Consider the following 24,756-nt stretch of genomic DNA (forward strand, 5'->3'; position numbering starts at 1 on the left):
GCTGCGCCGGTTCAAGGTGGAAAGGAATGCCGATCAACACTGCGACTGACGGTGCACGCAATGCAGGCGTGCGACAGCAGGTCCCGGTGGCAGTACGCCGGGGGGAGTGGGACGCACGTGGTCAGTGCACGGTCGCCCACCCACTCGGCGCGACGCAACGCTGCACGCCTAGCCCTTGGCCGGCACGGCAATCGCACTGCCATCGGGCACTACGCGGATCAGCCCCTCCTGCGTGGTGCTGGCCACCAGCACGCCATCGCGGGTGAAGAACTGCCCGCGCGCCAGGCCGCGGGAGCCTTGTGCGGTCGGGCTGTCCAGCGAATACAGCAGCCAGTCGTCGGTGCGGAACGGCCGATGGAACCACAGCGCGTGATCGAGCGAGGCCATCTGCACGTTGGGCGTGTAGTAGCTGATGCCGTGCGGAAACGTGGAGGTGCCCAGCAACTGAAAGTCCGACGCGTATGCAAGCAGCACCTGATGCAGCCCCACGTCGTCGCCGATCGGGTCGTTCAGCCGCAGCCACATCTGCTGGAACGGCGGGCGCTTGGGCGGCTTGAGTTCGTCGCGCGGAAACACGTGGCGAAATTCGAACGGGCCTCCGCGCGACAGCCAGCGCTGCACTTTCGGCGGCAGGTTCGCCAGCACCTCCGGTGCCAGCGGCGCGGCCGGTTCGATGTCTTCCGGTGGCGGCACCACCGGCATCGCCGACTGATGCTCGGCGCCGTCTTCGCGTTCCTGAAACGAGGCCGCGCAGAAAAAGATCACTTTGCCGTGCTGGATCGCGGTGACCCGGCGGACCGAAAAACTGCCGCCATCGCGGGTGCGGTCGACGTCGTAGACGATGGGGTGGTCGATATTGCCGGCACGCAGAAAATAGGCATGCAGCGAATGCGCCTGGCGCCCGTTGTCGACCGTGGCCTGCGCGGCCGACAGCGCCTGGCCCAGCACCTGTCCACCAAAGACGTATTTGGTGCCGATGTCGCGGCTCTGGCCGCGGAACAGGTTGTCCTCCAGGCGCTCCAGCGACAGCAGGCTGATCAGTTCGGAGACGACGGGTTCGGCGGTGGCGGACAAGGGGCTGGCCTGGGTGCGACGGACCGCGATTATAGCGGGCCGCTTCGTGGTCACCGCGGCGGTGGAAAGCTCAGCCCTTCTGCAGGCGCGCGACCAGCCCGTGCAGTGCGGCCTGTGCATCCGGGGCGTACCAGCCGTCGACGAACCGCTCCAGCTGGATCAGCTCCGGCGCCAGGGCCGCGCGCAGGTCGGCGCGGGCCACCGCGCGCGTGGCCAGCATCGGCTGACGCGGCAGCTGCTGCAGTTCGTGCAGCCAGGCCACCGCGCGTGCGGTGACCAGCTCGCCGTCGACCAGTTCATCCACCAGGCCGATCTGCACCGCCTGTTCGGCAGGCAGCAGCTGCCCGGCGATCAGCAGGCGCTCGGCACGGTGCGCGCCGACCACCCGGCGCAACAGCCGCTGGATGCCTTCTGGTGCGGCCAGGCCGACCTGCACTTCGTTCAAGCCGATCGTGTACGGCCTGGCGGTATCGGCGCTGCGTGCCATCACCCGGTAGTCGCAGCACAGCGCCAGCACGCAGCCGCCCGCCGGCGCATGCCCGCCGATCGCCGCAACCACCGGAATCCGGCTGTTGGCCAGCGCCTGCGCAGCCTCGAAGAATGCCGTCCAGCTAGCCAGCAACGCGGCGCGGTCGGTACCGTGCGCCAGCAGCTGCGGCACATCCATGCCACCGGAGAAGATCCGCTCGCTGCCCGACAGCACGATGCCGTCGGCCTCGTCGCCGGCCTGTTGCACCGCAGCGCTCAGTGCCTGGCACAGCGCACGATCCAGCGCATTGACCGGCGGGCGCGCCAGACGGATTTCGCGAACTCGGCCATGGTCTAAGATCTGGATGCTCATTCGGGGCTCCTGGAGGTCGGGTCATGATAGACGGCAGTCGAAGCAGGTGGCAGCTGCGTGCACGCGTGTGGCTTGGTGTGATGGCGCTGCTGGCCAGCGCGGGCGCTGCGGCGCAGTGCATGCCGGAGTTCAAGGACGGCTGGATCCGCATCCCGCCACCTGGCGGCATGGGTATGGCCGCGGGATTCGGGCAATTCCACAATGGCTGCACGCAACCGTTGACGATCACCGCGGCCACGAGCAGCGCCTTCGCCGACGTGTCGCTGCACGAGACCACGCAGAGCAATGGCGTCAGCCGCATGCGTGCGGTACCCGCGCTGGCCCTGCCCGCCGGCAAGACGGTGCCCCTGGCACCTGGCGGCCTGCATCTGATGTTGATGGAGGCACGCGCCCCGCTGCAGGAAGGCGCGCAGGTGCCGGTAACGTTCGCCTTGCAGGACGGTCGCCAGATCAAGGCCACGCTGCAGGCACGCAAGCGCGCGCCGGGCGGCTGAGGAGCGCGGCGGATCACGCCCGCGCAGCCGGCCTCGTCTTTCGCATGCACGCGCGTGCGGCGTTGCCGGGTCGCTTGGGCATGCGGCCTGCGGCCATGTGCAGCGGGATTGGCTCGTGCGGCACCACTGCCAGATAAAGCACGCGTCCATGAAAAACGGCGGCTCCCGCAAGAGCCGCCGTCGATAGCGTGATTGCCCAGGCCTGGCGGCGCGCTCGCTCAGGTGCTGGCGAGGCGTACCGCGTCCGGCAGCGGCGCACTCTTGCCGGTCTGCGTATCGATCCACACCACCACCACATTGCCATCGGAATACAGCACGCTGTCGTCCTTCTGGTCGAAGATGCGGTGCCCGATGGTGACGCTGCTGTTGCCCAGCCGCTCCACGAACAGCTCCACCGTGATGTCGTTGGGCCAGATCAGCGGCTGCTTGTAGTTGACGTTGGTGGCCGCGACCACCGGTGCGATGCGGTCGGTCATCGCCACGCCTTGCACGCCCAGCATCCAGCGCACGCGTGCCTCTTCCAGATAGGAAATGTACTTGGCGTTGTTGACGTGGCCCATGCTGTCCATGTCGCGCCAGCGCACGCTGATTGGAATGCGTGCCAGGATCTTGTGTTCGCTCATCAGCTTGCCTTCTTCTTCGCGGTTTTCTTGGTGGCGGACTTGGCGACCTTGGTCACCTTCTCCGGTTTGACCTTGCGCGGCGGGCGCGCATCCGGCTTGTTGGCCATCGCGGCCGGACGCGTCTCGCGCGCCTTCACCGACGGCAGCATCTTGGCCAGAAACTGGCCGGTGTAGGACGCCTCGTGCACGGCCACATCTTCCGGCGTACCGGAGACCAGGATGGTGCCGCCGCGATGGCCACCTTCCGGGCCCAGGTCCACGATCCAGTCCGCGGTCTTGATCACGTCCAGATTGTGTTCGATCACCACCACCGTATTGCCTTCGTCGCGCAGCTTGTGCAACACGCCGAGCAGGGCTTCGATATCGTGGAAGTGCAGGCCGGTGGTCGGTTCGTCCAGGATGTACAAGGTGCGCCCGGTATCGCGACGCGAAAGTTCCTTGGACAGCTTGACGCGTTGCGCTTCACCGCCGGAGAGCGTGGTCGCGCTCTGGCCCAGCTTGATGTAGCTCAGACCCACATCGACCAGCGTTTCCAGCTTGCGCGCGATCGACGGCACCGGCTCGAACAGGCGCAGCGCATCTTCCACGGTCATCTGCAGCACGTCGCTGATGTTGAACCCCTTGTAGCGGATCTCCAGCGTCTCGCGGTTATAGCGCTTGCCATGGCAGACATCGCAGGGCACGTAGACGTCGGGCAGGAAGTGCATCTCCACCTTGATCATGCCGTCGCCCTGGCAGGCCTCGCAGCGGCCGCCGCGCACGTTGAAGCTGAAACGCCCCGGCGAGTAGCCGCGCGCGCGCGCCTCGGGCACCTGCGCAAACAACTCGCGCAACGGGGTGAACATGCCGGTGTAGGTGGCCGGGTTGGAACGTGGCGTGCGACCGATCGGCGACTGGTCGATGTCCACCACCTTGTCGAACAGATCAAGATTTTCGACTTCGCGATGTGGCGCCACCACGTGCGAGGCACCGTTGATCTCGTTGGCCGCCAGCGTGAACAAGGTATCGTTGATCAGCGTCGACTTGCCCGAGCCGGACACGCCGGTGATGCAGGTCAGCAGCCCGGCCGGAATGTCCAGGTCGACATTTTTCAGGTTGTTGCCGGTCGCCCCGCGCAGATGCAGCATCATCTTCGGGTTGGGCTTGTGGCGCTGCTTGGGGATCTCGATGCGGCGCTTGCCCGACAGGTATTGGCCGGTCAGCGAGCGCGGCGATTTCAGGATGTCCTCCAGCGTGCCCTGCGCGCAGATCTCGCCGCCATGCACGCCGGCACCGGGGCCGATGTCCAGCACATGGTCGGCCAGGCGGATCGCATCTTCGTCATGTTCGACCACGATCACCGTGTTGCCCAGATCGCGCAGCCGCGTCAGCGTGCCGAGCAGGCGTTCGTTGTCGCGCTGGTGCAGGCCGATGGACGGCTCATCCAGCACGTACATCACGCCGACCAGGCCGGCACCGATCTGGCTGGCCAGACGGATGCGCTGCGCCTCGCCGCCGGACAAGGTGTCGGCCTTGCGTTCCAGGGTGAGGTAATCCAGGCCCACATCGACCAGGAAGCCCAGCCGCTCGCCGATCTCCTTGACGATCTTGGCCGCGATCTCGCCACGCCAGCCCGGCAGCGACAAACCGCGGAAAAAGTTCAGCGCTTCGTTGACCGGCAGCACCACCAGTTCGGGCAGCGGGCGATCGGCCACGAACACATTGCGCGCAGCACGATTCAAGCGCGTGCCGTTGCAGGCCGGGCAGGGTTGCTGGCTAACGTACTTGGTCAGTTCTTCGCGCACCGCCGGCGATTCGGTTTCGCGGTAGCGGCGTTCCAGGTTCGGCAGGATGCCCTCGAAGCGATGCTTGCGCGTGGTGCGCCCGCCCGCATCGGTGAAGTAGGTGAAGCTGATCACCTCATCGCCGCTGCCGAACAGCACCGCCTGGCGCACCTTGGCCGGCAGCGTGTTCCATACCGCGTCCACATCGAATTTGTAGTGCTTGGCCAGCGAGGCGATCAGCTGGAAGTAATAGGCATTGCGTCGATCCCAGCCGCGCACCGCACCGGCCGACAGCGACAGCTCCGGATGCACCACCACACGGTCCGGGTCGAAGAACTCGGCCACGCCCAGGCCATCGCAACTCGGGCAGGCGCCGACCGGTGCATTGAACGAGAACAGCCGCGGTTCCAGCTCCGGCAGCGAGTAATCGCACACCGGGCAGCTGTACTTGGACGAGAACAGGTGCGGTGCGGCCGCCGGGTCGTCCAGCGACTGCACCGCCACCATGCCTTCGCCCAGCTTGAGCGCGGTTTCGAAACTTTCCGCCAGGCGCTGCTTGATGTCTTCGCGCGGGCGAAAACGGTCGATCACCGCTTCGATGGTGTGTTTCTGGCGCAATGCCAGCGGCGGCACCGCATCGATTTCGTACAGTTCGCCGTCCACGCGCACGCGCACGAAGCCCTGCGCACGCAGTTGTTCGAACACCTGCGCATGCTCGCCCTTGCGGTCGCGGATCACCGGGGCCAGCAGCATGTAGCGCTGTTCCTGGTCCTGGGTGAGCATGTGGTCGACCATCTGGCTGACGGTCTGCGCTTCCAGCGGGAAGCCGTGGTCCGGGCAGCGCGGCTGGCCGACGCGCGCGTACAGCAGGCGCAGGTAGTCGTAGATCTCGGTGATGGTGCCGACGGTGGAGCGCGGGTTGTGCGAAGTCGATTTCTGTTCGATCGAAATCGCCGGGGACAGGCCTTCGATATGGTCCAGGTCCGGCTTTTCCATCACGCTCAGGAACTGGCGCGCATACGCCGACAGCGACTCGACGTAGCGGCGCTGGCCTTCTGCATAGATGGTGTCGAACGCCAGCGACGACTTGCCCGAACCGGACAGGCCGGTGATCACGATCAGTTTGTCGCGGGGCAGGTCGAGGTCGATGTTCTTGAGGTTGTGCGTCCGCGCGCCGCGGATGCGGATGAAATCCATCGCCATGGGGGATCCGATGTCGGGCCGGCGAACCGGCAGTGGTGCGAGCGTGCTCAGCAGGAATGAGTGGCAGTCGATCAGCCTACCCGCCGACCTAGGTGAGGGCAATTGCCCCAAATGCCAGTCTGCCGGGGCCGTTGTGGCGGCCGGATGATGCGTTCCACCAGGCCGATTCCGGCCGGCAGCGGCGGGCCGGCTTGCGGGTTGACCCGAAACCGGCTAGGCCAGTACAATTCCGCTCCTGTCTGCCCCATGGGCAAGTCAGGCGACCATAATAACTACAGAGGAACACCTGGTCATGTACGCAGTTCTGGTAACCGGCGGTAAGCAATACCGCGTCGCGCAGGGCGAAACGCTCCGCGTGGAAAAGCTCGAAGTCGAAGCTGGCAACGAGATCAAGTTCGACACCATCCTGATGCTGGGCGATGGCGACGGCATCAAGCTGGGCGATGCGCTGAAGGGCGCCTCGGTCACCGCCAAGGTCGTGGCCCATGGCCGCGCCGACAAGGTGCGCATCATCAAGTTCCGTCGCCGCAAGCACCACATGAAGCGTCAGGGACACCGTCAGCACTACACCGAAATCGAGATCACCGGCATCGCCGGTGGCGACAAGAAGTAAGGAGAACCAGTCATGGCACATAAAAAGGGCGTAGGTTCCTCGCGCAACGGTCGCGATTCCAACCCGAAGTACCTCGGCGTGAAGATCTTCGGTGGCCAGGCCATCGATGCCGGCAACATCATCGTGCGTCAGCGCGGCACCCAGTTCCATCCGGGCGCCGGCGTCGGCCTGGGCCGTGACCACACGCTGTTTGCGCTGGTCGACGGCAAGGTGGAGTTCTCCACCAAGGGCCCGAAGAAGCGTCGCACCGTCAGCGTGGTTGCCGAGGCGTAATCGCCCGCTCCATGCAGGCCAGTTCGCCCGGCAACACTGCCGGGCGAATGAGACGGAAAGCCCCGCTTTTGCGGGGTTTTGCGTTTGAGAGCCGGGAATCGGGATTCGGGATTGGGGATTCGCAAGAGCGGGTCCCTTGGCATCCTGGCGTTCCCATCCTTCCCTGCTGACGGCTCGCCATGGTTGCGTTGCCGCGTTGTCACCAATCCCAAATCACGAATCCCGAATCCCGAATCCCATGAAATTAGTCGACGAAGCAGAAATCCTGGTCACCGCCGGTAATGGCGGCAATGGCTGTGTCGGCTTTCGCCGCGAGAAGTTCATCCCGTTGGGCGGGCCCGATGGCGGTGATGGCGGGGCAGGCGGCAGCGTCTGGATCGTGGCCGACGAGAACGTCAACACCCTGGTCGACTTCCGTCATGAGCGCACCTTCAAGGCGCAGCGCGGCGAGAACGGCATGGGCCGCCAGGCCTATGGCAAGGGCGGCGAAGATCGCGTCATCGTGGTGCCGGTCGGCACCGTGGTGATCAACGTGCAGACCGATGAAATCATTGGCGACCTGGTCCAGCACGGCGATCGCCTGCTGGTGGCCAAGGGCGGCAAGGGCGGTCTGGGCAACATGCATTTCAAGAGCTCGGTCAACCGTGCGCCGCGCCAGTCCACCACCGGTGAAGAAGGCGAGGAGCGCCTGCTCAAGCTGGAGCTCAAGCTGCTGGCCGACGTTGGCCTGCTGGGCTTCCCGAATGCCGGCAAGAGCACGCTGATCCGTGCGGTGTCTTCGGCCACGCCGAAGGTGGCGGACTATCCGTTCACCACGCTGTATCCCAATCTGGGCGTGGTCAGTGTCGAGGCGTACCGCAGCTTCGTGATCGCGGACGTGCCCGGCCTGATCGAAGGCGCAGCCGATGGTGCCGGTCTGGGCACGCAGTTCCTGCGTCACCTGCAGCGCACCCGCCTGCTGCTGCATCTGGTGGACATGGCCCCGATGGATGGTGGGGTGGACGGTGTGTCGCCGGCCGACCAGGTGCGTACCCTCGAGCGCGAGCTCGAGCGGCATGATCCCGAGTTGCTGAAGAAGCCGCGCTGGCTGGTGCTCAACAAGGCCGACCTGATGTTCGAGGACGAGGCGCGCGCCGCTGCCGAGGCCATCGTGGCCGAGCTGGGCTGGACCGCGCCGTGGTACCTGGTCTCGGCGCTGGGCCGTGACGGTACGTTCCCGATCATGAAGGACGTCATGGCCTTCTTCGACCGCCAGCGCGAGGACGAGCTCGAGGCGCGCGATGCGGGCTGAGTGCGCACACGCACACACAAAAAACCCGGCCAAGGCCGGGTTTTTCTGTGCTACCGGAAGCCAGGCTTCCGGCAACGTCGCTGCCGATCGCTTACGCGGCCTTGATGGCCTTGATGCGTGCGGTCAGGCGGCTCTTGTGGCGTGCAGCCTTGTTCTTGTGGATCAGGCCGCGGGCGCTGAAACGGTCGAGGATCGGCTGTGCAACGGCGAAAGCAGCTTCGGCGCCTGCAGCATCGTTGGCGTCAAGGGCCTTGATCACCTTCTTGACGGCGGTGCGCAGCATCGAGCGCTGACCGGTGTTGCGCTCATTGCGCACAATGGTCTGCTTGGCGCGCTTCTTGGCGGACTTGATATTGGCCACGGTGGTGGTTTCCTGAAAAATCGGTGTGGTGGAAAAAGCAAGCGCGAAAGTATGATGGACCCAGATATGTACGTCAAGTCAGTTGTCAAGAGGCAGTCCCCATGAGCACCCCCCGCATGATGAGGGGCCTGCTCTCCTTCAGCAGCATGACCATGGTGTCGCGGGTGCTGGGGCTGGTGCGCGACCAGGTCATCACCACCACCTTCGGCAGCAACGCGGTGACCGATGCGTTCTGGGTGGCCTTCCGGGTTCCCAATTTCCTGCGGCGGCTATTTGCCGAAGGCTCCTTCGCCACCGCCTTCGTGCCGGTGTTCACTGAGGTCAAGGAAACCCGGCCGCATGCCGAGCTGCGCGAGCTGATGGCGCGCGTGGCCGGGACCCTCGGCGGCGTGCTGCTGCTGGTCACCGCGCTGGCGCTGATCTTCGCCCCGCAGCTGGCCACGCTGTTTTCCAGCGGGGTGGACACCGATCCGGCCAAGCATGGCCTGCTGGTGGATCTGTTCCGTCTGACCTTCCCGTTCCTGCTGTTCGTGTCGCTGACTGCGCTGGCGGGCGGGGCGCTGAACAGTTTCCAGAAGTTCGCCATGCCGGCGCTGACCCCGGTGATCCTCAACCTGTGCATGATCGCCGGGGCGGTGTGGCTGGCGCCGCGGATGGGTGGGACGCCGGAAAGGCAGATCCTCGCGCTGGGCTGGGCGGTGCTGGCGGCGGGCATGCTGCAGTTGCTGTTCCAGCTGCCTTCGCTGAAAGGCATCAACCTGTTGACCCTGCCGCGCTGGGGCTGGCGACATCCGGGTGTGCGCAAGGTGCTGACCCTGATGGTGCCGACCCTGTTCGGCTCTTCGATCGCGCAGATCAACCTGCTGCTGGACACCGTGATCGCCGCCAAGCTGACCGATGGCTCGCAGTCGTGGCTGTCGCTGGCCGACCGGTTCCTGGAACTGCCGTTGGGCGTCTTCGGCGTGGCGCTGGGCACGGTGATCCTGCCGGCGCTGGCGCGGCATCACGTCAAGACCGACCGCGCCGCGTTTTCCAGTGCGCTGGACTGGGGCTTCCGGACGACCTTGCTGATCGCAATGCCGGCCATGCTGGGGTTGTTGTTGCTGGCCGAGCCGCTGGTGGCAACGTTGTTCCAGTATCACAAATTCACCGCCTTCGACACCCGCATGACGGCCTTGTCGGTGTACGGCCTGAGCTTCGGCCTACCGGCGTACGCCATGCTCAAGGTGGTGCTGCCGGCGTTCTATGCGCGTCAGGACACCCGCACCCCGGTGCGCGCCGGCGTGGCGGCGTTGGTAGCCAATATGGTGTTCAACTTTGCGTTCCTGGCGGTGCTGTACCAGCTCATGGTGCCGCCCGAGCTCAAGGCGCAGGGCGTGATGCAGGCGCTGGGTAAGCAGCCCGGGCTACATCTGGCGCTGGGCATCGCCAGTGCGCTGTCGAGTTATCTCAACCTGGGGCTGCTGTGGTACTGGCTGGGCAAGTCCGGCGTGTATCAGCGCCGGCCGGGCTGGGGCGGCTATGTGATGCGTCTGCTGCTGGCGTGTGCGGCCATGGTGGCGGTGCTGTTGAGTTTGCTGTGGTGGCTGCCGTCGTTCACCGGAATGGACAAGTGGCAGCGGATCGGCTGGCTGGCGGTGCTGGTCGGCAGTGGCGGGCTGACCTACGTGGTGGCGCAGCTGGCGCTGGGCTTGCGGCTGCGGGATCTGCGCGAGGGCTGAGCCTGGATGTCGGATTTTGTGATGGGGGCAGGCAGGCCTTGCCGGCCTCTGGAATGGGGAACGGCATGGCAGCATGAAAGGCGGATTTGCCCCTTGTCCACGGTGACGGCCGGCGGATTGTCGGCCGCGGGCTGCTCGGCAGGTGCGTCCCAAAAGGTGGTGTGGCGCGTCATGCCCATTGGCGCTTGAGTGATCGGTGCGGGCCGTGCGGGTTGACAGGCACGGCTATACTTACAAGTTATGTATCAGCGAGGGTCGGCCGCCAAGCCGGCATCTGTTTGGATCGAGGAATGAGCAGGCTGTTTAGAGACGTCGAGGGCGGGACGCTGTTCCCGCACGGAAGCGTGGTCTGCATCGGCGCCTTCGATGGCCTGCACCTCGGGCATCGGGCATTGGTGCAGCACGCAGTTGACCGCGCGCGCGCGCTGGGCGTACCGGCAGTGGCGTTGAGCTTTGAGCCATTGCCGCGCGAGTTCTTCGCCCCGGCCGCACCGCCGCCGCGGCTTACCCTGGCGCGCGCCAAGATCGAAGGCTTGCTCGGCTTCGGCGCCGACAGCGTAGGCCTGATCCGTTTCGATGGCCGTCTGTCGGCGATGAGCGCCGAAGACTTCGTGCGGCTGGCGCTGGTGGGCCGGCTCTGCGCCCGCGAGGTGTGGATCGGCCCGGAATTCCGTTTCGGCCATCGCCGTGGCGGCGACATCGCCTTGTTGCGCACACTCGGCGAGCAGCACGGTTTTGCGGCCGGGGAGATTGCGCCGGTGCATCTGCATGGCGAGCGCATTTCCGCCACGCGCATCCGTGAATTATTGGTGGCAGGCGAGTTTGCGCACGCCGCCGATCTGCTTGGCCGCCCGTACGCCATCGGCGGGCGGGTGGTGCGCGGCAAGCAACTGGGTCGCACGTTGGGCTACCCCACCGCGAATCTGCGGTTTTCGCGCACGCCGGCGCTGTCGGGCATCTATGCCACCTGGGTGCACGGCGTGGCCGCGCAACCGTGGCCCTCGGTGTCCAGCTTCGGCACGCGGCCGACCGTGGCTGGCGTGGAGCCGCTGCTGGAAGCGCATCTGTTCGATTTCCAGGGCGATCTGTATGGCCGGCACATCGAAGTGGAATTCGTCGCCAAGCTGCGCGACGAAGAAAAGTTCGATGGTCTGGAAGCGCTGACCGTACAGATGCATCGCGATGCCGAACAGGCGCGCGCGGTGCTTCAGGGCAGCCCGTCGCGGATGCTGGTTGGCGCTGAACGCATGGGCGGCCTGCAGCAGGCACGCGATGTTTCCGTGCATGCCAAAAGCGGTCGCGCGCAAGGCGCTGTGGCGCCCGGTGCAGACCCCAATGACGCGAGTCCTTCGCAACAGCCCGCACATCCGAGTGCGGACTCCGATGATGCGAGTCCTTCGCAACAGCCCGCACGTCCCTGTGCGGACTCTTCAATGAAAGCAGCGCAACGGTAGATTCCTGTGACCCAAGACTACAAAGCCACTCTTCATCTGCCTGCGACGGACTTTCCGATGCGCGGCGACCTGCCCAAGCGCGAGCCGGCGATGCTGGACCGCTGGGAGCGCGAGGGTCTGTATGCGCAGCTGCGCGCGAACGCGGCCGGACGCCCGCTGTTCGTGCTGCACGATGGCCCGCCGTATGCCAACGGCCAGATCCATCTCGGTCACGCGGTCAACAAGATCCTCAAGGACATCATCGTCAAGTCGAAGTATCTGGCTGGCTTCGATGCGCCCTACATCCCGGGCTGGGACTGCCACGGCTTGCCGATCGAGATCGCGATCGAGAAAAAGTACGGCAAGGTCGGCGTGAAGCTGGACGCGGCGGAATTTCGTCAGAAGTGCCGCGAGTACGCGAGCGAGCAGATCGATCTGCAGCGCCGCGACTTCAAGCGCCTGGGCGTGGTGGGCGATTGGGACAACCCGTACAAGACCCTGGATTTCCGCTTCGAGGCCAACGAGCTGCGCGCGCTGGCCAGGATCATCGAGAACGGCCATCTGACCCGTGGCGTCAAGCCGGTGCACTGGTGCTTCGATTGCGGCTCGGCGCTGGCCGAGGCCGAGATCGAGTACGCCGACAAGGTCTCGCCGACGGTGGATATCGCCTATCCGGCGCGCGATCCGGGCGCTGTCGCCGCCGCATTCGGTGCGACGCTACTGGCGGGCGTGGGCGTGGCGGTGCCGATCTGGACCACCACGCCGTGGACGCTGCCGGCGTCGCTGGCGGTGAGCCTGGGTGCGGAACTGGATTACGTGCTGGTCGAAGGCCCGGCCGATCGCGGCCAGCCGCGTTGGCTGGTGATCGCCGAAGCGTTGGCGGCCAAGGCGCTGTCGCGCTACGGCGTGGACGAGGTGGTGGTGCACGGTCGCGCCAAGGGCGCGGCGCTGGATCAGATGCTGCTGAACCACCCGTTCTACGCCGAGCGCGAGATCCCGCTGCTGCTGGGCGACCATGTGTCGGCCGAGGACGGTACCGGCGCGGTGCACACCGCCCCAGGTCACGGCCAGGAGGACTACCAGGTCTCCAAGCAGTACGGGCTGCTGGAGCGCTACGGCGCTGCGCAGATCAATCCGGTGGACGGACGTGGCGTGTATCTGCCGTCGACCCCGCCGCTGGGCGACACCGTGCTGGCCGGGCTGCATATCTGGAAGGCCAACGAGATCATCATCGACGCGCTGCGCGACACCGGCGTGCTGCTGGCGGCCAGCAAGATGGAGCACAGCTATCCGCACTGCTGGCGCCACAAGACGCCGATCGCGTTCCGTGCCACGCCGCAGTGGTTCTTTTCGATGGAGCAGGCCAACCTGCGCGCTGACGCGCTCAAGGCGGTCGAACAGGTGACCTGGTACCCGGCCTGGGGACAGGCGCGTATTGCCGGCATGGTCGAAGGACGTCCGGACTGGACCATCTCGCGCCAGCGCACCTGGGGCGTGCCGATCGCCCTGTTCGTGCATCGCGAAACCGGCGAGCCGCACCCGCGCAGCACCGAGTTGCTTCGCCAGGTGGCCGACCGGGTGGAGCAGGGCGGTGTGGACGTGTGGTACACGCTGGATGCCGCCGAGCTGCTGGGCGACGAGGCCGCCGACTACGACAAGATCACCGACATCCTGGATGTGTGGTTCGACTCGGGCGTGACCCACGAGGCGGTGCTGGTGGACCGCGGCCTGCCCACGCCGGCCGACCTGTATCTGGAAGGCTCCGATCAGCACCGCGGCTGGTTCCAGTCCTCGCTGCTGACCGGCGTGGCGATGAATAAGGCAGCGCCGTACAAGCAGTGCCTGACCCACGGCTTCACCGTGGACGAGCACGGCCGCAAGATGTCAAAGTCGCTGGGCAACGGTATCGAGCCGCAGGACATCATGAAGACGCTGGGCGCGGACATCCTGCGCCTGTGGATCGCCTCGGCCGACTACAGCAACGAGATGTCGCTGTCGCAGGAGATCCTCAAGCGCAATGCCGATGCGTATCGCCGGCTGCGCAATACCGCGCGTTTCCTGCTGGGCAACCTGCATGGCTTCGACCCACTGCAGCATCTGGTGGCGCTGGACGACATGGTGTTGCTGGACCGCTGGATCGTGCATCGCGCGCATGAGCTGCAGGAAAAGATCATGGCTGCCTACGCGCGCTACGACTTCGCCGAAATCGTGCAGGCGCTGCTGAATTTCTGCAGCGTGGATCTGGGCTCGCTGTACCTGGACGTCACCAAGGACCGTCTGTACACGATGGCCGAAGAGTCGCGCGGCCGCCGGTCTGCGCAGAGTGCGATGTATCACGTGGCCGAAGCGTTCGTGCGCTGGGTCGCGCCGGTGCTCACCTTCACCGCCGAAGAGCTGTGGGCGTATCTGCCCGGCGAGCATGTCGGCAACGTGCTGTTCGCCACCTGGTATGACGGCCTGGCGCCGTTGCCGGCCGATGCCGCCTTGACCGGCGCGGACTTCGACAAGTTGCTGGCGCTGCGTGAGCAGGTGGCCAAGGTGCTGGAGCCGATGCGCGCAAACGGCGCGATCGGCGCGGCGCTGGAAGCGGAGATCACCGTGGCTGCCGATGCGCAGACCGCCGCGCGCTGGCAGCCGCTGGCCGATGAACTGCGCTTTTTGTTCATCAGTGGCGATGTCACCGTGACAGCGGCCAGCACCGACGACATCTTTGTCAGTGCACAGCCCACGACCAAGGCCAAGTGCGTGCGCTGCTGGCATCACCAGGCCAGCGTGGGCAGCGACCCGCGGCATCCCGAGCTGTGCAGCCGCTGCGTCAGCAACATCGAAGGCCCCGGCGAGGTGCGTCGCTGGTTCTAGCGTCGCGGGTTCTGATGTGTTGATTGCTTCTCCCGCAAGCGGGAGTCCGTTCCAATATCCCTTCTCCCGCAAGCGGGAGTCCGTTCCAATATCCCTTCTCCCGCAAGCGGGAGTCCGTTCCAATATCCCTTCTCCCGCAAGCGGGAGAAGGTGGCGCGCAGCGCCGGATGAGGGCATTGCTTCGCATCCGGCACTGCTTGCCGATTTGCCCGTCGGGCAGCTTCTTCCGAACCCGGAAGTAGCAACAGCTAAGGTGATTCGATGACCGCAAGACCCAAACCCTCCGCATTGATCTGGTTGCTGCTGTCGGCCGTGGTGATCGGGCTGGACCAGTGGAGCAAGGCCTGGGTGCTGTCCAGCCTGCCCGAGTACACCCCGGTGCCGGTCATCGAGGGTTTTTGGAACTGGTACCGCACCTATAACACCGGCGCGGCCTTCAGCTTTCTGAGCGATGCCGGCGGCTGGCAGCTGTGGTTCTTCACTGCGTTGGCGGTGGGTATCAGCGGCCTGCTGGCGTTCTGGCTGTCGCGCACCGCGCGCAACGAGTGGCGCAGCGCGCTGCCGTATGCGCTGGTGATCGGCGGAGCGATCGGCAATGTGATCGACCGGCTGATGCACGGCCATGTGGTCGATTTCATCCAGTGGTACATCGGCAGCCATACCTGGCCGTCGTTCAACATCGCCGATTCGGCGATCGTGGGGGGCGCGATCGGGATTGCCGTGTTCGGCCTGTTCGACAAGTCCGGCAAGCGGGAGCCGGGAATCGGGAATCGCCGCTGAAGTTCCCGCGGACCGGCGCTGCCCGGCTCCATTCCCCAATCGCCATTCCCGTAGAATGCACCGCATGGATGTCCTGCTCGCCAATCCCCGTGGTTTTTGTGCCGGCGTCGACCGCGCGATCGAGATCGTCAAGCGTGCGATCGAGACGCTGGGCGCGCCGATCTATGTGCGGCACGAGGTGGTGCACAACCGTTTCGTGGTCGACGACCTCAAGCAGCGCGGAGCGATCTTCGTCGAAGAACTGGACGAGGTGCCCGACAACGCCACGGTGATCTTCAGTGCGCACGGCGTCTCACAGGCTGTGCGCCAGGAGGCCGAGCGCCGTGGGCTCAAGGTGTTCGATGCCACCTGCCCGCTGGTGACCAAGGTGCATTTCGAGGTGGCGCGGCACTGCCGGGCCGGCCGCGACGTGGTGCTGATCGGCCATGCCGGGCATCCGGAAGTGGAAGGCACGATGGGGCAGTGGAGCCGTGAGCGTGGCACGGGCACTATCTATCTGGTCGAGGACATCGCGCAGGTGGCCACGCTCCACATCAACCAGCCGGAAAACCTGGCCTACACCACCCAGACCACGCTGTCGGTGGACGACACCATGGGCATCATCGAGGCCCTGCGCGCACGCTACCCGGCGATGCAGGGGCCCAGGCACGACGACATCTGTTACGCCACCCAGAACCGCCAGGACGCCGTGCGCGATCTGGCGCGCCAGTGCGACCTGGTGCTGGTGGTCGGTTCGCCCAACAGTTCCAACTCCAACCGGCTGAGCGAGCTGGCCCGGCGCGATGGCGTGGAGTCGTACCTGATCGACAATGCCAGCGAGATCGACCCGGCCTGGGTCGTCGGCAAACAGCATATCGGCCTGACTGCCGGTGCCTCCGCGCCGCAGGTGCTGGTCGACGGCGTGCTGGCCCGGTTGCGCGAGCTCGGTGCGGCAGGCGTGTCCGAACTGGAAGGCGAGCCGGAATCGATGGTGTTCGCGCTGCCCAAGGAACTGCGGCTGCGTCTGGTCAGTTGAGCGCGACGGACGCCGGCAGCATCTGCGATGGCGCGACAGGCGGCATCGATTGACCGGGCTGCGTCGTGCTCCTACAATGCACGGCTCGCCGGAATAGCTCAGTTGGTAGAGCGGCGCATTCGTAATGCGTAGGTCGTAGGTTCGATTCCTATTTCCGGCACCAACGCTTCAGCACTGGGTCGGCCCTTGGCCGGCCCAGTCGCGTTTTGGGACGGCGCTCAACTGGATGCGTCTTTCAACACCGCTTTTTTGGCACGGTTGCAGCGCTTCAGTAACGGCCACGGCCGCCCACTGCACCCGCGCGCTGCGCTGCGACAACATGTCGCACACTTTTGCGCGCATTAATTGCGGCAGATCATTGCCAATGGGTTTCGTGCAGGTGCAGCAAAGATTAAAATTGGCGCGCTAACCCGTGTCTTCGGTCTGCGCGGGCCCGCCTTCACCAGGAAGGGCAGTGTCGGACATCTCCCTTGCGGAGCGACGAACGAGGCTGGCGTTCCTTCGCACTTGGATCGACCGATGATTCCGCTGAAACATCTCGGGCGTTTACTTCGTCCAGGCCTGGTGTTGCCGTTCCTGCTGCTGGCAGGCTGCAACTCGGCCATCCTCAATCCGAAAGGCCAGATCGGCCACGACGAGAAGCAACTGCTGATCACCTCGGTGGTGCTGATGCTGATCGTGGTCATCCCGGTGATCGTGATGACGATTGCGTTCGCCTGGAAATATCGCGCGTCCAACACGAAGGCACGCTACGAGCCGGATTGGTCGCACTCCACCGCCATCGAAGTGGTGGTGTGGTCGATCCCGTGCGTGATCATCCTGGTATTGGCGGTGCTGACCTGGCGCTCCTCGCACGCACTGGACCCGTACCGGCCGCTGGATTCGGACGTCAAGCCGATCAACATCGAAGCGGTGTCGCTGGACTGGAAGTGGATGTTCATCTACCCGGACCAGAACATCGCCACCGTCAACGAGATCGCGTTCCCGGTGCACACGCCGCTGAACTTCAAGATCACCTCCGACACGGTGATGAACTCGTTCTTCATCCCGCACCTGGGCACCATGATCTACGCCATGGCGGGCATGGAAACCAAGCTGCATCTGGTGGCCAACGAGCCGGGCGAATACTTCGGCCTGTCGACCAACTACAGCGGTCACGGCTTCTCGAAGATGAGCTTCAAGGCGCATGCGGTCGATCAGGCCGGCTTCGAGGCGTGGGTGGCCAAGGTCAAGGCCTCGCCGACCGCGTTGAATGCTGCCGAGTACCAGGTGCTGGCCGCCAATCGCAACGACAAGGAACAGTATCCGGTCACCTACTACTCGTCGGTGCAGGACGGCATGTTCCGCTCGCTGGTCGACAAATACATGAATGGTCCGGGCCACAGCAAGGGTCATGGCGACCATGAGGCATCGGCTGCAGAGCCGGTCGCCATGTGCACTTCTGGAGACAAGTGATGCTAGGCAAACTTACGATCGAGGCAGTTCCGTACCACGAGCCGATCATCATGGTCGCGCTGGGTGGTGCAGGGCTGCTCGGCCTGCTCATCGCGGGCGCCATCACCAAGTACAAGCTGTGGGGCTACCTGTGGAAGGAGTGGTTCACCTCGGTGGATCACAAGCGCATTGGTGTGATGTACATCATCGTGGCGCTGGTCATGCTGCTGCGCGGCTTTGCCGACGCGGCCATGATGCGTACCCAGCAGGCGCTGGCAGGTAACGGCGGCGAAGGTGTGCTGCCGCCGCACCACTACGACCAGATCTTTACCGCGCATGGCGTGATCATGATCTTCTTCATGGCCATGCCGTTCATGACCGGCCTGTTGAACCTGATCGTGCCGCTGCAGATCGGCGCACGCGACGTGGCGTTCCCGTTCCTGAACTCGCTGAGCTTCTGGCTGTTCGTGGCCGGTGCGGCGCTGATCAACATCTCGCTGGGTGTCGGTGAATTCGCGCAGACCGGCTGGCTGGCGTATCCGCCATTGTCGGGGTTGGAATACAGTCCAGGGGTCGGTGTCGATTACTACATCTGGGCGTTGCAGGTGTCCGGGTTGGGCACGTTGCTGACCGGCATCAACTTCTTCGTGACGATCATGCGGATGCGCGCGCCGGGCATGACCCTGATGCGCATGCCGATCTTCACCTGGACCGCGCTGATCACCAACATCCTGATCATCGCCGCGTTCCCGATCCTGACCGTGGCGCTGGCGCTGCTGGGTGCCGACCGTTACCTGGGCACGCACTTCTTCACCAACGACGGTGGCGGCAACGCCATGATGTACGTCAACCTGATCTGGATCTGGGGTCACCCGGAGGTCTACATCCTGATCCTGCCGGCGTTCGGCATCTTCTCCGAGTTGATTGCGACTTATAGCCGCAAGCGGTTGTTCGGCTACACCTCGATGGTCTATGCCACCTCGTGCATCGGCGTGCTGTCGTTCGTGGTGTGGTTGCACCACTTCTTCACCATGGGCTCGGGTGCCAACGTCAATGCCTTCTTCGGCATCACGACGATGATCATCTCGATTCCGACCGGCGTGAAGATCTTCAACTGGCTGTTCACCATGTTCCGCGGTCGCGTGCACATGACCTCGCCTGTGCTGTGGACGATCGGCTTCATCATCACCTTCACCATCGGCGGCATGACCGGCGTGATGCTGGCGATTCCGGCCGTGGACTTCGTGCTGCACAACAGCCTGTTCCTGATCGCGCACTTCCATAACGTGATCATCGGCGGCGTGGTGTTCGGGTATCTGGCGGGCCTGACCTACTGGTTCCCGAAGGCGTTCGGCTTCAAGCTCAACGAGAAGATCGGCAAGGCGTCGTTCTGGTGCTGGATCATCGGTTTCTTCGTGGCCTTCATGCCGCTGTACGTGCTCGGCTTCATGGGCATGACCCGTCGCATGAACACCTACAACCATCCCGAGTGGGCGCCGTGGCTGTATGTCGCCGCGGTGGGTGCTGCGATCATCGGCCTGGGTATCTTCCTGAACCTGGTGCAGATCGGCTACAGCGTGTGGAAGCGCAAGGAGCACATGGATTACACGGGCGATCCGTGGGATGGCCGTACGCTGGAATGGGCCACCTCCTCGCCGCCGCCGTTCTACAACTTCGCCGTGCTGCCGCACATCGACGACCGCGACCAGTTCTGGGCCGACAAGCAGAACGGCAAGGGCTGGGTGCGTCCGTCCAAGTACGAGCCGATCCACATGCCGCGTAACACCGGTGCAGGCGTCTATATCGGTGCCTTCAGTGTGCTGCTGGGCTTCGGTCTGATCTGGCACATCTGGTGGCTGGCCATCATCGGCCTGGCGGGCATGATCGGCAGCTTCATTGCACGCACCTTCGATGACGACATCGACTACTGGGTGCCGGCCGATGAAGTGGAGCGCATCGAAAATGCACGCTTTGCCCTGCTCGAACAGCAACAGGCGGCGCAGGCCGCGAAGGTGGTATGACCATGGCTTCCTCGACCACGCTTGACCACGCCGCCCACGCGGGCGGCCACGATCACGGCCACGACGAGCATCACGACGGCGGTGGCAACACTGTCTTTGGGTTCTGGGTCTACCTGATGAGCGACTGCCTGCTGTTTGCGGGCCTGTTCGCCACCTATGCGGTGCTCTCGGGCGCCACGGTGGACGGGCCGACAGCCAAGGAGCTGTTCGACCTGAAGTTCGTGCTGGTGGAAACCTTCCTGCTGTTGTTCAGCAGCCTGAGCTTCGGCTTTGCGATGATCTCGGCGCACAAGCGCAGCATGACCGGCCTGTATGGCTGGCTGGGCGTCACCGCGCTGCTGGGTATCGGCTTCCTGTGCATGGAAGTGTGGGAGTTCAATCACCTGATCCATGAAGGTGCCGGCCCCGGTCGCAGTGCGTTCCTGTCCGCCTTCTTCACCCTGGTGGGCACGCACGGTCTGCACGTGGCCTCCGGCCTGCTGTGGATGGCGGTGCTGGTGATCCAGATCTCCAAGAACGGCCTGACCCCGCGCAACAGTACGCGTCTGGCCTGCCTGAGCCTGTTCTGGCACTTCCTGGACATCATCTGGATCGGTGTGTTCACCGTCGTCTATCTGCTGGGAGCGCTGTAATGGCCAATCACCACCACACCGATACTGCTGCCGATGCGCATGCCGGCGGCTTGAAGTCCTACCTGATCGGCTTCGTGATGGCCGTGATCCTCACCGTCATCCCGTTTGCGATGGTGATGAGCGGCGCCTTCTCCAAGGGCGTCACCATCGTCGTCATCTCGGTCATGGCCGCGGTGCAGATGCTGGTGCACATGGTGTATTTCCTGCATATGGACCGCACGCCCGAGCAGCGCTCCAACGTGCAGGTGGGCCTGTTCTCGCTGCTGATCATCGGCATCGTGATCGTCGGCTCGCTGTGGGTGCTGCACAACATGAACGTCAACATGATGCATTGAGACGGCACCACGCCGGATTGACGCACCGTTGAAGAAAAAGCCGCCAAGCGATTGGCGGTTTTTTTTATGCGTCAATCGCGCGCAACATGACCAATGGCATACGGGGAAGCACAGGCGGGCGCTTAGCATCGTGGGCTTGCCTGTTCCAGGTCCCTGCGGAGTTGCGATGAAGATGCCCACCCTGTTGTCCGTGTCGTTGCTGGCGGCACTGTCGTTGCCTGCGGCCGCGCAAACCGCACCGCCGCAGGACGTGCCGTTCGACGGCACCTTGAAGATCGACGTGGATGCCACCGATCTGGCGCACCGCATCTTCAAGGTCAAGACCACCATGCCGGCCAAGCCCGGCCCGATGACGTTGCTGTACCCGCAATGGATTCCCGGCAACCATTCGCCGACCGGCCCGATCGACAAGCTGGCCGGTCTGGTGATCAAGGTCGATGGCAAGGTGGTGCCATGGACGCGCGACCAGTTCGACGTCTACGCGTTCAAGGTGGACGTGCCGCAGGGCGCCACCGAGCTGACCGCCGAGTTCAAGTTCCTCTCGCCGCAGGCTCCCACCCAGGGCCGGGTGATGATGACCCCGGAAATGCTCAACCTGCAGTGGAACACCACGGCGCTGTATCCGGCCGGTTATTTCGCACGCAACATCAAGGCGCAGGCCAGCGTCACCTTGCCGGCCGGCTGGAGCTATGCCACCGCGCTGGAAACCGACCGCCGCGTGGGCGACACGGTGACCTTCAAGCCGATCGATTTCGACGACCTGGTCGATTCGCCGATGTTCGCCGGCAAGTACTACAAGCGCGTGGAGCTGAGCACCGGCGAACAGCCGGTCTATCTCAATGTGTTTGCCGACGAAGCCAAGTCGCTGGACGCCAAGCCCGAGCAGATCAAGGCGCATGCGGCGCTGGTGCAGCAGATGGACAAGCTCTACGGCGCGCGGCATTTCGATCATTACGAATTCCTGCTGGCGCTGACCAAAAAGCTGGGTGGCATCGGCCTGGAGCATCACCGTTCCAGCGAAAACAGCGGTGTGCCGACCTATTTCACCGAGTGGGACAAGAGCTGGACCGGACGCGACCTGCTCGCGCACGAATTCAACCATTCCTGGAACGGCAAGTACCGCCGTGGGGCCGACCTGGCCACGCCCAATTTCAACGTGCCAATGGGCGACAGCCTGCTGTGGTTGTACGAAGGCCAGACCCAGTTCTGGGGCGAAGTGATGGCTGCGCGGTCCGGCCTGTGGACGCAGGACCAGGCGCGCGACATGCTGGCCGGCGTGGCGGCCCAGTACGAGCGTGGTCGCCCCGGCATGGCCTGGCGCACGGTGCAGGACACCACCAACGATCCGACCATGTCGATGCGCCGCCCGAAGGCGTACCGCAACTATCAGATGAGCGAGGATTACTATTCCGGCGGCCAGATGATGTGGCTGGAAGTGGACAGCAAGCTGCGCGCGCTGACCAACAACAAGCGCTCCATCGACGACTTCGGCAAGGCGTTCTTCGGCATGAAGAATGGCGATTGGGACGTCAACCCGTACACCTTCGACGACATCGTGAGCACGCTCAACGGCATTGCACCGTACGACTGGGCGAGTCTGTTGCGCGAGCGCATGGACGGGCACGGCTCGTTGAATGGCGGCATCGAGGCCAATGGCTGGAAGCTGGTCTACAACGAAGAGCCGAACCTGGCGACCAAGGCCGACGAGAGCGACGACAAGGACGTCAGCCTGACCTATTCGCTTGGCCTGTCCTTGAAAGCCTCGGGCGATATCAGCGATGTGCTGTGGGACGGTCCTGCGTTCAATGCGGGCCTGATTACCGGCAACACCATCGTGGCGGTGAATGGCCGCGCTTTCAGCAGCGAGGTGATCAAGGACGCCATCAAGGCGGCCAAGGGCACCACCGCGCCGATCGAATTGCTGGTCAAGCGCCTGGACCGCTACGACACCGTGCGCCTCGATTATCACGGTGGGCTGTTGTACCCGCATCTGGAACGCATCGCCGGCAAGCCGGATCGCCTGAGCGAGTTGTACAAGCCGCGCTAAGTCATGCACTCCCACGGCGTTCCGCACCGTGGGAGTGGTGGAGCCGAAGCTGCCTGACTGCTCATACCGGTCAGGCAGTTTTTTTGCATTGATGCGTCGATGCGTCGATGTGATCCGGGACCGGCAGCAACGGGGCGCCGGCAAGCGCATGACCATCGTCTGCGCGCACGTCATTGCATAGCGCACCAGGCCGTCTTTGACTCTGACGATTCCCGATTCCCGATTCCCGAACGCGTGCGTCGCGCATGCTGAGACCGTCAGCCACTATCCTGTCGGTTCGAGAACAACAGGCAAGAGACGATGGCGAAGGCGAAAACGGCCTATGTCTGCGGCGAGTGCGGCGCCGAGTACACCAAGTGGCAGGGGCAGTGCACCGAGTGCGGTGTCTGGAATACGCTCAGCGAGATCGTGCTCGAAAGCGCCACGCCCGGCAGCAAGGCCTCGCCGGCGGCGTCGCGGCGCAGCGGCTGGGCCGGCAAGGCCGAGGCGCCCAAGATCATGGCGCTCAAGGACGTGCAGCAGACCGAGCAGGCGCGCGTGTCCACCGGCATCGGCGAGTTCGACCGGGTGCTGGGCGGCGGGCTGGTGGAAGGGGCGGTGGTGCTGATCGGCGGCGACCCGGGCATCGGCAAGTCGACGTTGCTGCTGCAGGCGCTGGCCAGCATGGCCAGCACGCTGCCGGTGCTGTACGTCACCGGCGAGGAGTCGCTGGCGCAGGTGGCCGGACGTGCGGTGCGCCTGGATCTGCCGCTGGAAGGGCTCAACGCCCTGGCCGAAACCGGCATCGAACATATCCTGCAGCACGCCAGCGTTGCGCGGCCCAAACTCATCGTGGCCGACTCGGTGCAGACGTTATGGACCGAGTCGCTGACTGCGGCGCCGGGCTCGGTGAGCCAGGTGCGCGAGAGTGCGGCGCGGCTGGTGCGCTTTGCCAAGGAGACCGGCACCGCCGTGTTCCTGGTGGGCCATGTCACCAAGGAGGGTGGCATTGCCGGCCCGCGCGTGCTCGAGCACATGGTCGATGCGGTGCTGTATTTCGAAGGCGAGAGCGGCAGCCGGTTCCGCTTGTTGCGCGCGTTCAAGAACCGCTTCGGTGCGGTGAACGAGCTGGGCGTGTTCGCGATGGGCGAGAAGGGCCTCAAGGAGGTCTCCAACCCGTCAGCGATTTTCCTGTCCGGCGGCAGCACCCAGCAGCCGGGCAGTTGCGTGATGGTCACCCGCGAAGGCACCCGGCCGTTGATGGTGGAAGTGCAGGCGCTGGTGGATGCATCCCCCTTGTCCAATCCGCGGCGGGTCGCCGTGGGGCTGGAGCAGAACCGCCTGGCGATGTTGCTGGCAGTGCTGCATCGGCACGGCGGCATCGTGGTGGGCGATCAGGACGTATTCGTCAACGTGGTGGGCGGTATTCGCGTGCAGGAAACCGCGGCCGACCTGCCGGTGCTGCTGGCGGTGCTGTCCTCGTTGCGCGACCGGCCGTTGTCCGAGAAGACCATCGCCTTTGGCGAAGTAGGCCTGTCGGGCGAGATCCGCCCGGTGCCCAACGGCGAGGACCGGTTGAAGGAGGCCGCCACCCACGGCTTCAAGCGCGCAATCGTGCCCCGGGCCAACGCGCCCAAGACCGCCAGCATCAAGGGCATGGAGATCATCGCGGTTGAGCGGCTGAGCCAGGCGCTGGAAGCGGCGGCGGAGTAGCGGCATTCCGCTTGATTCGTGCAGGCAGCCTGCACGAGGACAACCCGGTCGGCCCGTTGCCGGGCGGGGCACCGCGAGCAGCTGCAGCAGGCGGTTGCGCTGTCGCGAGACACCGAACGCCTTGCGAGCCCAGCCTGCCGGACAGTGCGCCGTCCCGGCAGAAGCGGCCTCTACCTAGGCTGCGACCGTCTGTCGGCTGGCCCGGTGTCATCCGCATCTGTGGGGACGGAAACCGTTTTCACCCGATGTGC

At 64.8% G+C, this 24,756-nt stretch carries 20 protein-coding genes and 1 tRNA gene; 16 read left to right on the plus strand and 5 right to left on the minus strand.

What is annotated here, in order from left to right; genetic code table 11:
- Positions 1-168: 168 nt before the first annotated feature.
- Positions 169-1,074: an acyl-CoA thioesterase II gene (tesB, locus tag RZV17_RS06225; protein ID WP_104580995.1), complete on the minus strand. Its 906-nt coding sequence runs from the start codon at positions 1,072-1,074 to the stop codon at positions 169-171.
- A gap of 70 nt (positions 1,075-1,144) precedes the next feature.
- Positions 1,145-1,915, minus strand: a complete 771-nt coding sequence (locus tag RZV17_RS06230) for an enoyl-CoA hydratase/isomerase family protein (RefSeq protein ID WP_047695971.1) — start codon at positions 1,913-1,915, stop codon at positions 1,145-1,147.
- A 65-nt stretch (positions 1,916-1,980) separates the two neighbouring features.
- Between RZV17_RS06230 and RZV17_RS06235 the strand changes: the two genes are divergently transcribed.
- On the plus strand, positions 1,981-2,409 hold the full coding sequence (locus RZV17_RS06235; RefSeq protein ID WP_355609212.1) for a copper chaperone PCu(A)C: 429 nt from the start codon (positions 1,981-1,983) through the stop codon (positions 2,407-2,409).
- A gap of 218 nt (positions 2,410-2,627) precedes the next feature.
- Here the strand turns inward: RZV17_RS06235 and RZV17_RS06240 are convergent, their stop codons facing one another.
- Both RZV17_RS06240 and uvrA read right to left on the minus strand, forming a co-directional pair.
- The gene (locus RZV17_RS06240; protein ID WP_047695975.1) at positions 2,628-3,032 is read right to left on the minus strand and encodes a thioesterase family protein; all 405 of its coding nucleotides are present in this window, start codon (positions 3,030-3,032) and stop codon (positions 2,628-2,630) included.
- The gene (uvrA, locus tag RZV17_RS06245) at positions 3,032-5,998 is read right to left on the minus strand and encodes an excinuclease ABC subunit UvrA (RefSeq protein WP_228333193.1); all 2,967 of its coding nucleotides are present in this window, start codon (positions 5,996-5,998) and stop codon (positions 3,032-3,034) included. The genes RZV17_RS06240 and uvrA overlap by 1 nt, the downstream gene beginning before the upstream one ends.
- A gap of 292 nt (positions 5,999-6,290) precedes the next feature.
- Here uvrA and rplU point away from each other — a divergent pair, with 292 nt between their 5' ends.
- The 3 genes from rplU (at position 6,291) to obgE (ending at position 8,175) form a co-directional block, all read left to right on the plus strand.
- Positions 6,291-6,611, plus strand: coding sequence for a 50S ribosomal protein L21 (gene rplU / locus RZV17_RS06250; protein WP_355607985.1), 321 nt, complete (start codon positions 6,291-6,293; stop codon positions 6,609-6,611).
- Between the two features lie 12 nt (positions 6,612-6,623).
- Positions 6,624-6,884, plus strand: coding sequence for a 50S ribosomal protein L27 (gene rpmA / locus RZV17_RS06255; protein ID WP_003484326.1), 261 nt, complete (start codon positions 6,624-6,626; stop codon positions 6,882-6,884).
- Positions 6,885-7,122: 238 nt separating this feature from the next.
- Complete coding sequence (obgE, locus tag RZV17_RS06260) at positions 7,123-8,175, plus strand: GTPase ObgE (protein ID WP_039409562.1); 1,053 nt, start codon at positions 7,123-7,125, stop codon at positions 8,173-8,175.
- 91 nt (positions 8,176-8,266) lie between these two features.
- On the opposite strand, the gene rpsT is transcribed toward obgE, so the two are convergent.
- Positions 8,267-8,536: a 30S ribosomal protein S20 gene (rpsT, locus tag RZV17_RS06265; RefSeq protein WP_003484323.1), complete on the minus strand. Its 270-nt coding sequence runs from the start codon at positions 8,534-8,536 to the stop codon at positions 8,267-8,269.
- A gap of 116 nt (positions 8,537-8,652) precedes the next feature.
- Between rpsT and murJ the strand changes: the two genes are divergently transcribed.
- The 12 genes from murJ (at position 8,653) to radA (ending at position 24,505) form a co-directional block, all read left to right on the plus strand.
- Positions 8,653-10,257 (plus strand): murein biosynthesis integral membrane protein MurJ, encoded by a 1,605-nt coding sequence (gene murJ, locus RZV17_RS06270; protein ID WP_355609215.1) that lies wholly within the window; start codon positions 8,653-8,655, stop codon positions 10,255-10,257.
- Positions 10,258-10,547: 290 nt separating this feature from the next.
- Positions 10,548-11,711, plus strand: coding sequence for a bifunctional riboflavin kinase/FAD synthetase (locus RZV17_RS06275; protein WP_355607988.1), 1,164 nt, complete (start codon positions 10,548-10,550; stop codon positions 11,709-11,711).
- A gap of 6 nt (positions 11,712-11,717) precedes the next feature.
- The gene (ileS, locus tag RZV17_RS06280; RefSeq protein WP_355607991.1) at positions 11,718-14,549 is read left to right on the plus strand and encodes an isoleucine--tRNA ligase; all 2,832 of its coding nucleotides are present in this window, start codon (positions 11,718-11,720) and stop codon (positions 14,547-14,549) included.
- Between the two features lie 261 nt (positions 14,550-14,810).
- On the plus strand, positions 14,811-15,329 hold the full coding sequence (gene lspA, locus RZV17_RS06285; RefSeq protein WP_039409539.1) for a signal peptidase II: 519 nt from the start codon (positions 14,811-14,813) through the stop codon (positions 15,327-15,329).
- Positions 15,330-15,393: 64 nt separating this feature from the next.
- Complete coding sequence (gene ispH / locus RZV17_RS06290) at positions 15,394-16,344, plus strand: 4-hydroxy-3-methylbut-2-enyl diphosphate reductase (protein WP_104581001.1); 951 nt, start codon at positions 15,394-15,396, stop codon at positions 16,342-16,344.
- 87 nt (positions 16,345-16,431) lie between these two features.
- Positions 16,432-16,507, plus strand: a tRNA-Thr gene (locus RZV17_RS06295).
- A gap of 356 nt (positions 16,508-16,863) precedes the next feature.
- A complete protein-coding gene (gene cyoA / locus RZV17_RS06300) occupies positions 16,864-17,799 on the plus strand; it encodes a ubiquinol oxidase subunit II (RefSeq protein ID WP_039409537.1) in 936 nt (311 codons plus the stop codon).
- Positions 17,799-19,799: a cytochrome o ubiquinol oxidase subunit I gene (gene cyoB / locus RZV17_RS06305; protein ID WP_355607995.1), complete on the plus strand. Its 2,001-nt coding sequence runs from the start codon at positions 17,799-17,801 to the stop codon at positions 19,797-19,799. Before cyoA ends, cyoB begins: the two co-directional genes overlap by 1 nt.
- The gene (gene cyoC, locus RZV17_RS06310) at positions 19,796-20,431 is read left to right on the plus strand and encodes a cytochrome o ubiquinol oxidase subunit III (RefSeq protein WP_355607998.1); all 636 of its coding nucleotides are present in this window, start codon (positions 19,796-19,798) and stop codon (positions 20,429-20,431) included. Before cyoB ends, cyoC begins: the two co-directional genes overlap by 4 nt.
- Positions 20,431-20,766, plus strand: coding sequence for a cytochrome o ubiquinol oxidase subunit IV (gene cyoD / locus RZV17_RS06315; protein WP_003484294.1), 336 nt, complete (start codon positions 20,431-20,433; stop codon positions 20,764-20,766). The genes cyoC and cyoD overlap by 1 nt, the downstream gene beginning before the upstream one ends.
- Positions 20,767-20,932: 166 nt before the next feature.
- The gene (locus tag RZV17_RS06320) at positions 20,933-22,813 is read left to right on the plus strand and encodes a tetratricopeptide repeat protein (RefSeq protein ID WP_355608001.1); all 1,881 of its coding nucleotides are present in this window, start codon (positions 20,933-20,935) and stop codon (positions 22,811-22,813) included.
- Positions 22,814-23,113: 300 nt separating this feature from the next.
- Complete coding sequence (radA, locus tag RZV17_RS06325) at positions 23,114-24,505, plus strand: DNA repair protein RadA (RefSeq protein WP_179454801.1); 1,392 nt, start codon at positions 23,114-23,116, stop codon at positions 24,503-24,505.
- Positions 24,506-24,756 lie beyond the last annotated feature (251 nt).

The organism is Xanthomonas cannabis, assembly GCF_040616535.1.
Lineage (GTDB): Bacteria > Pseudomonadota > Gammaproteobacteria > Xanthomonadales > Xanthomonadaceae > Xanthomonas > Xanthomonas cannabis.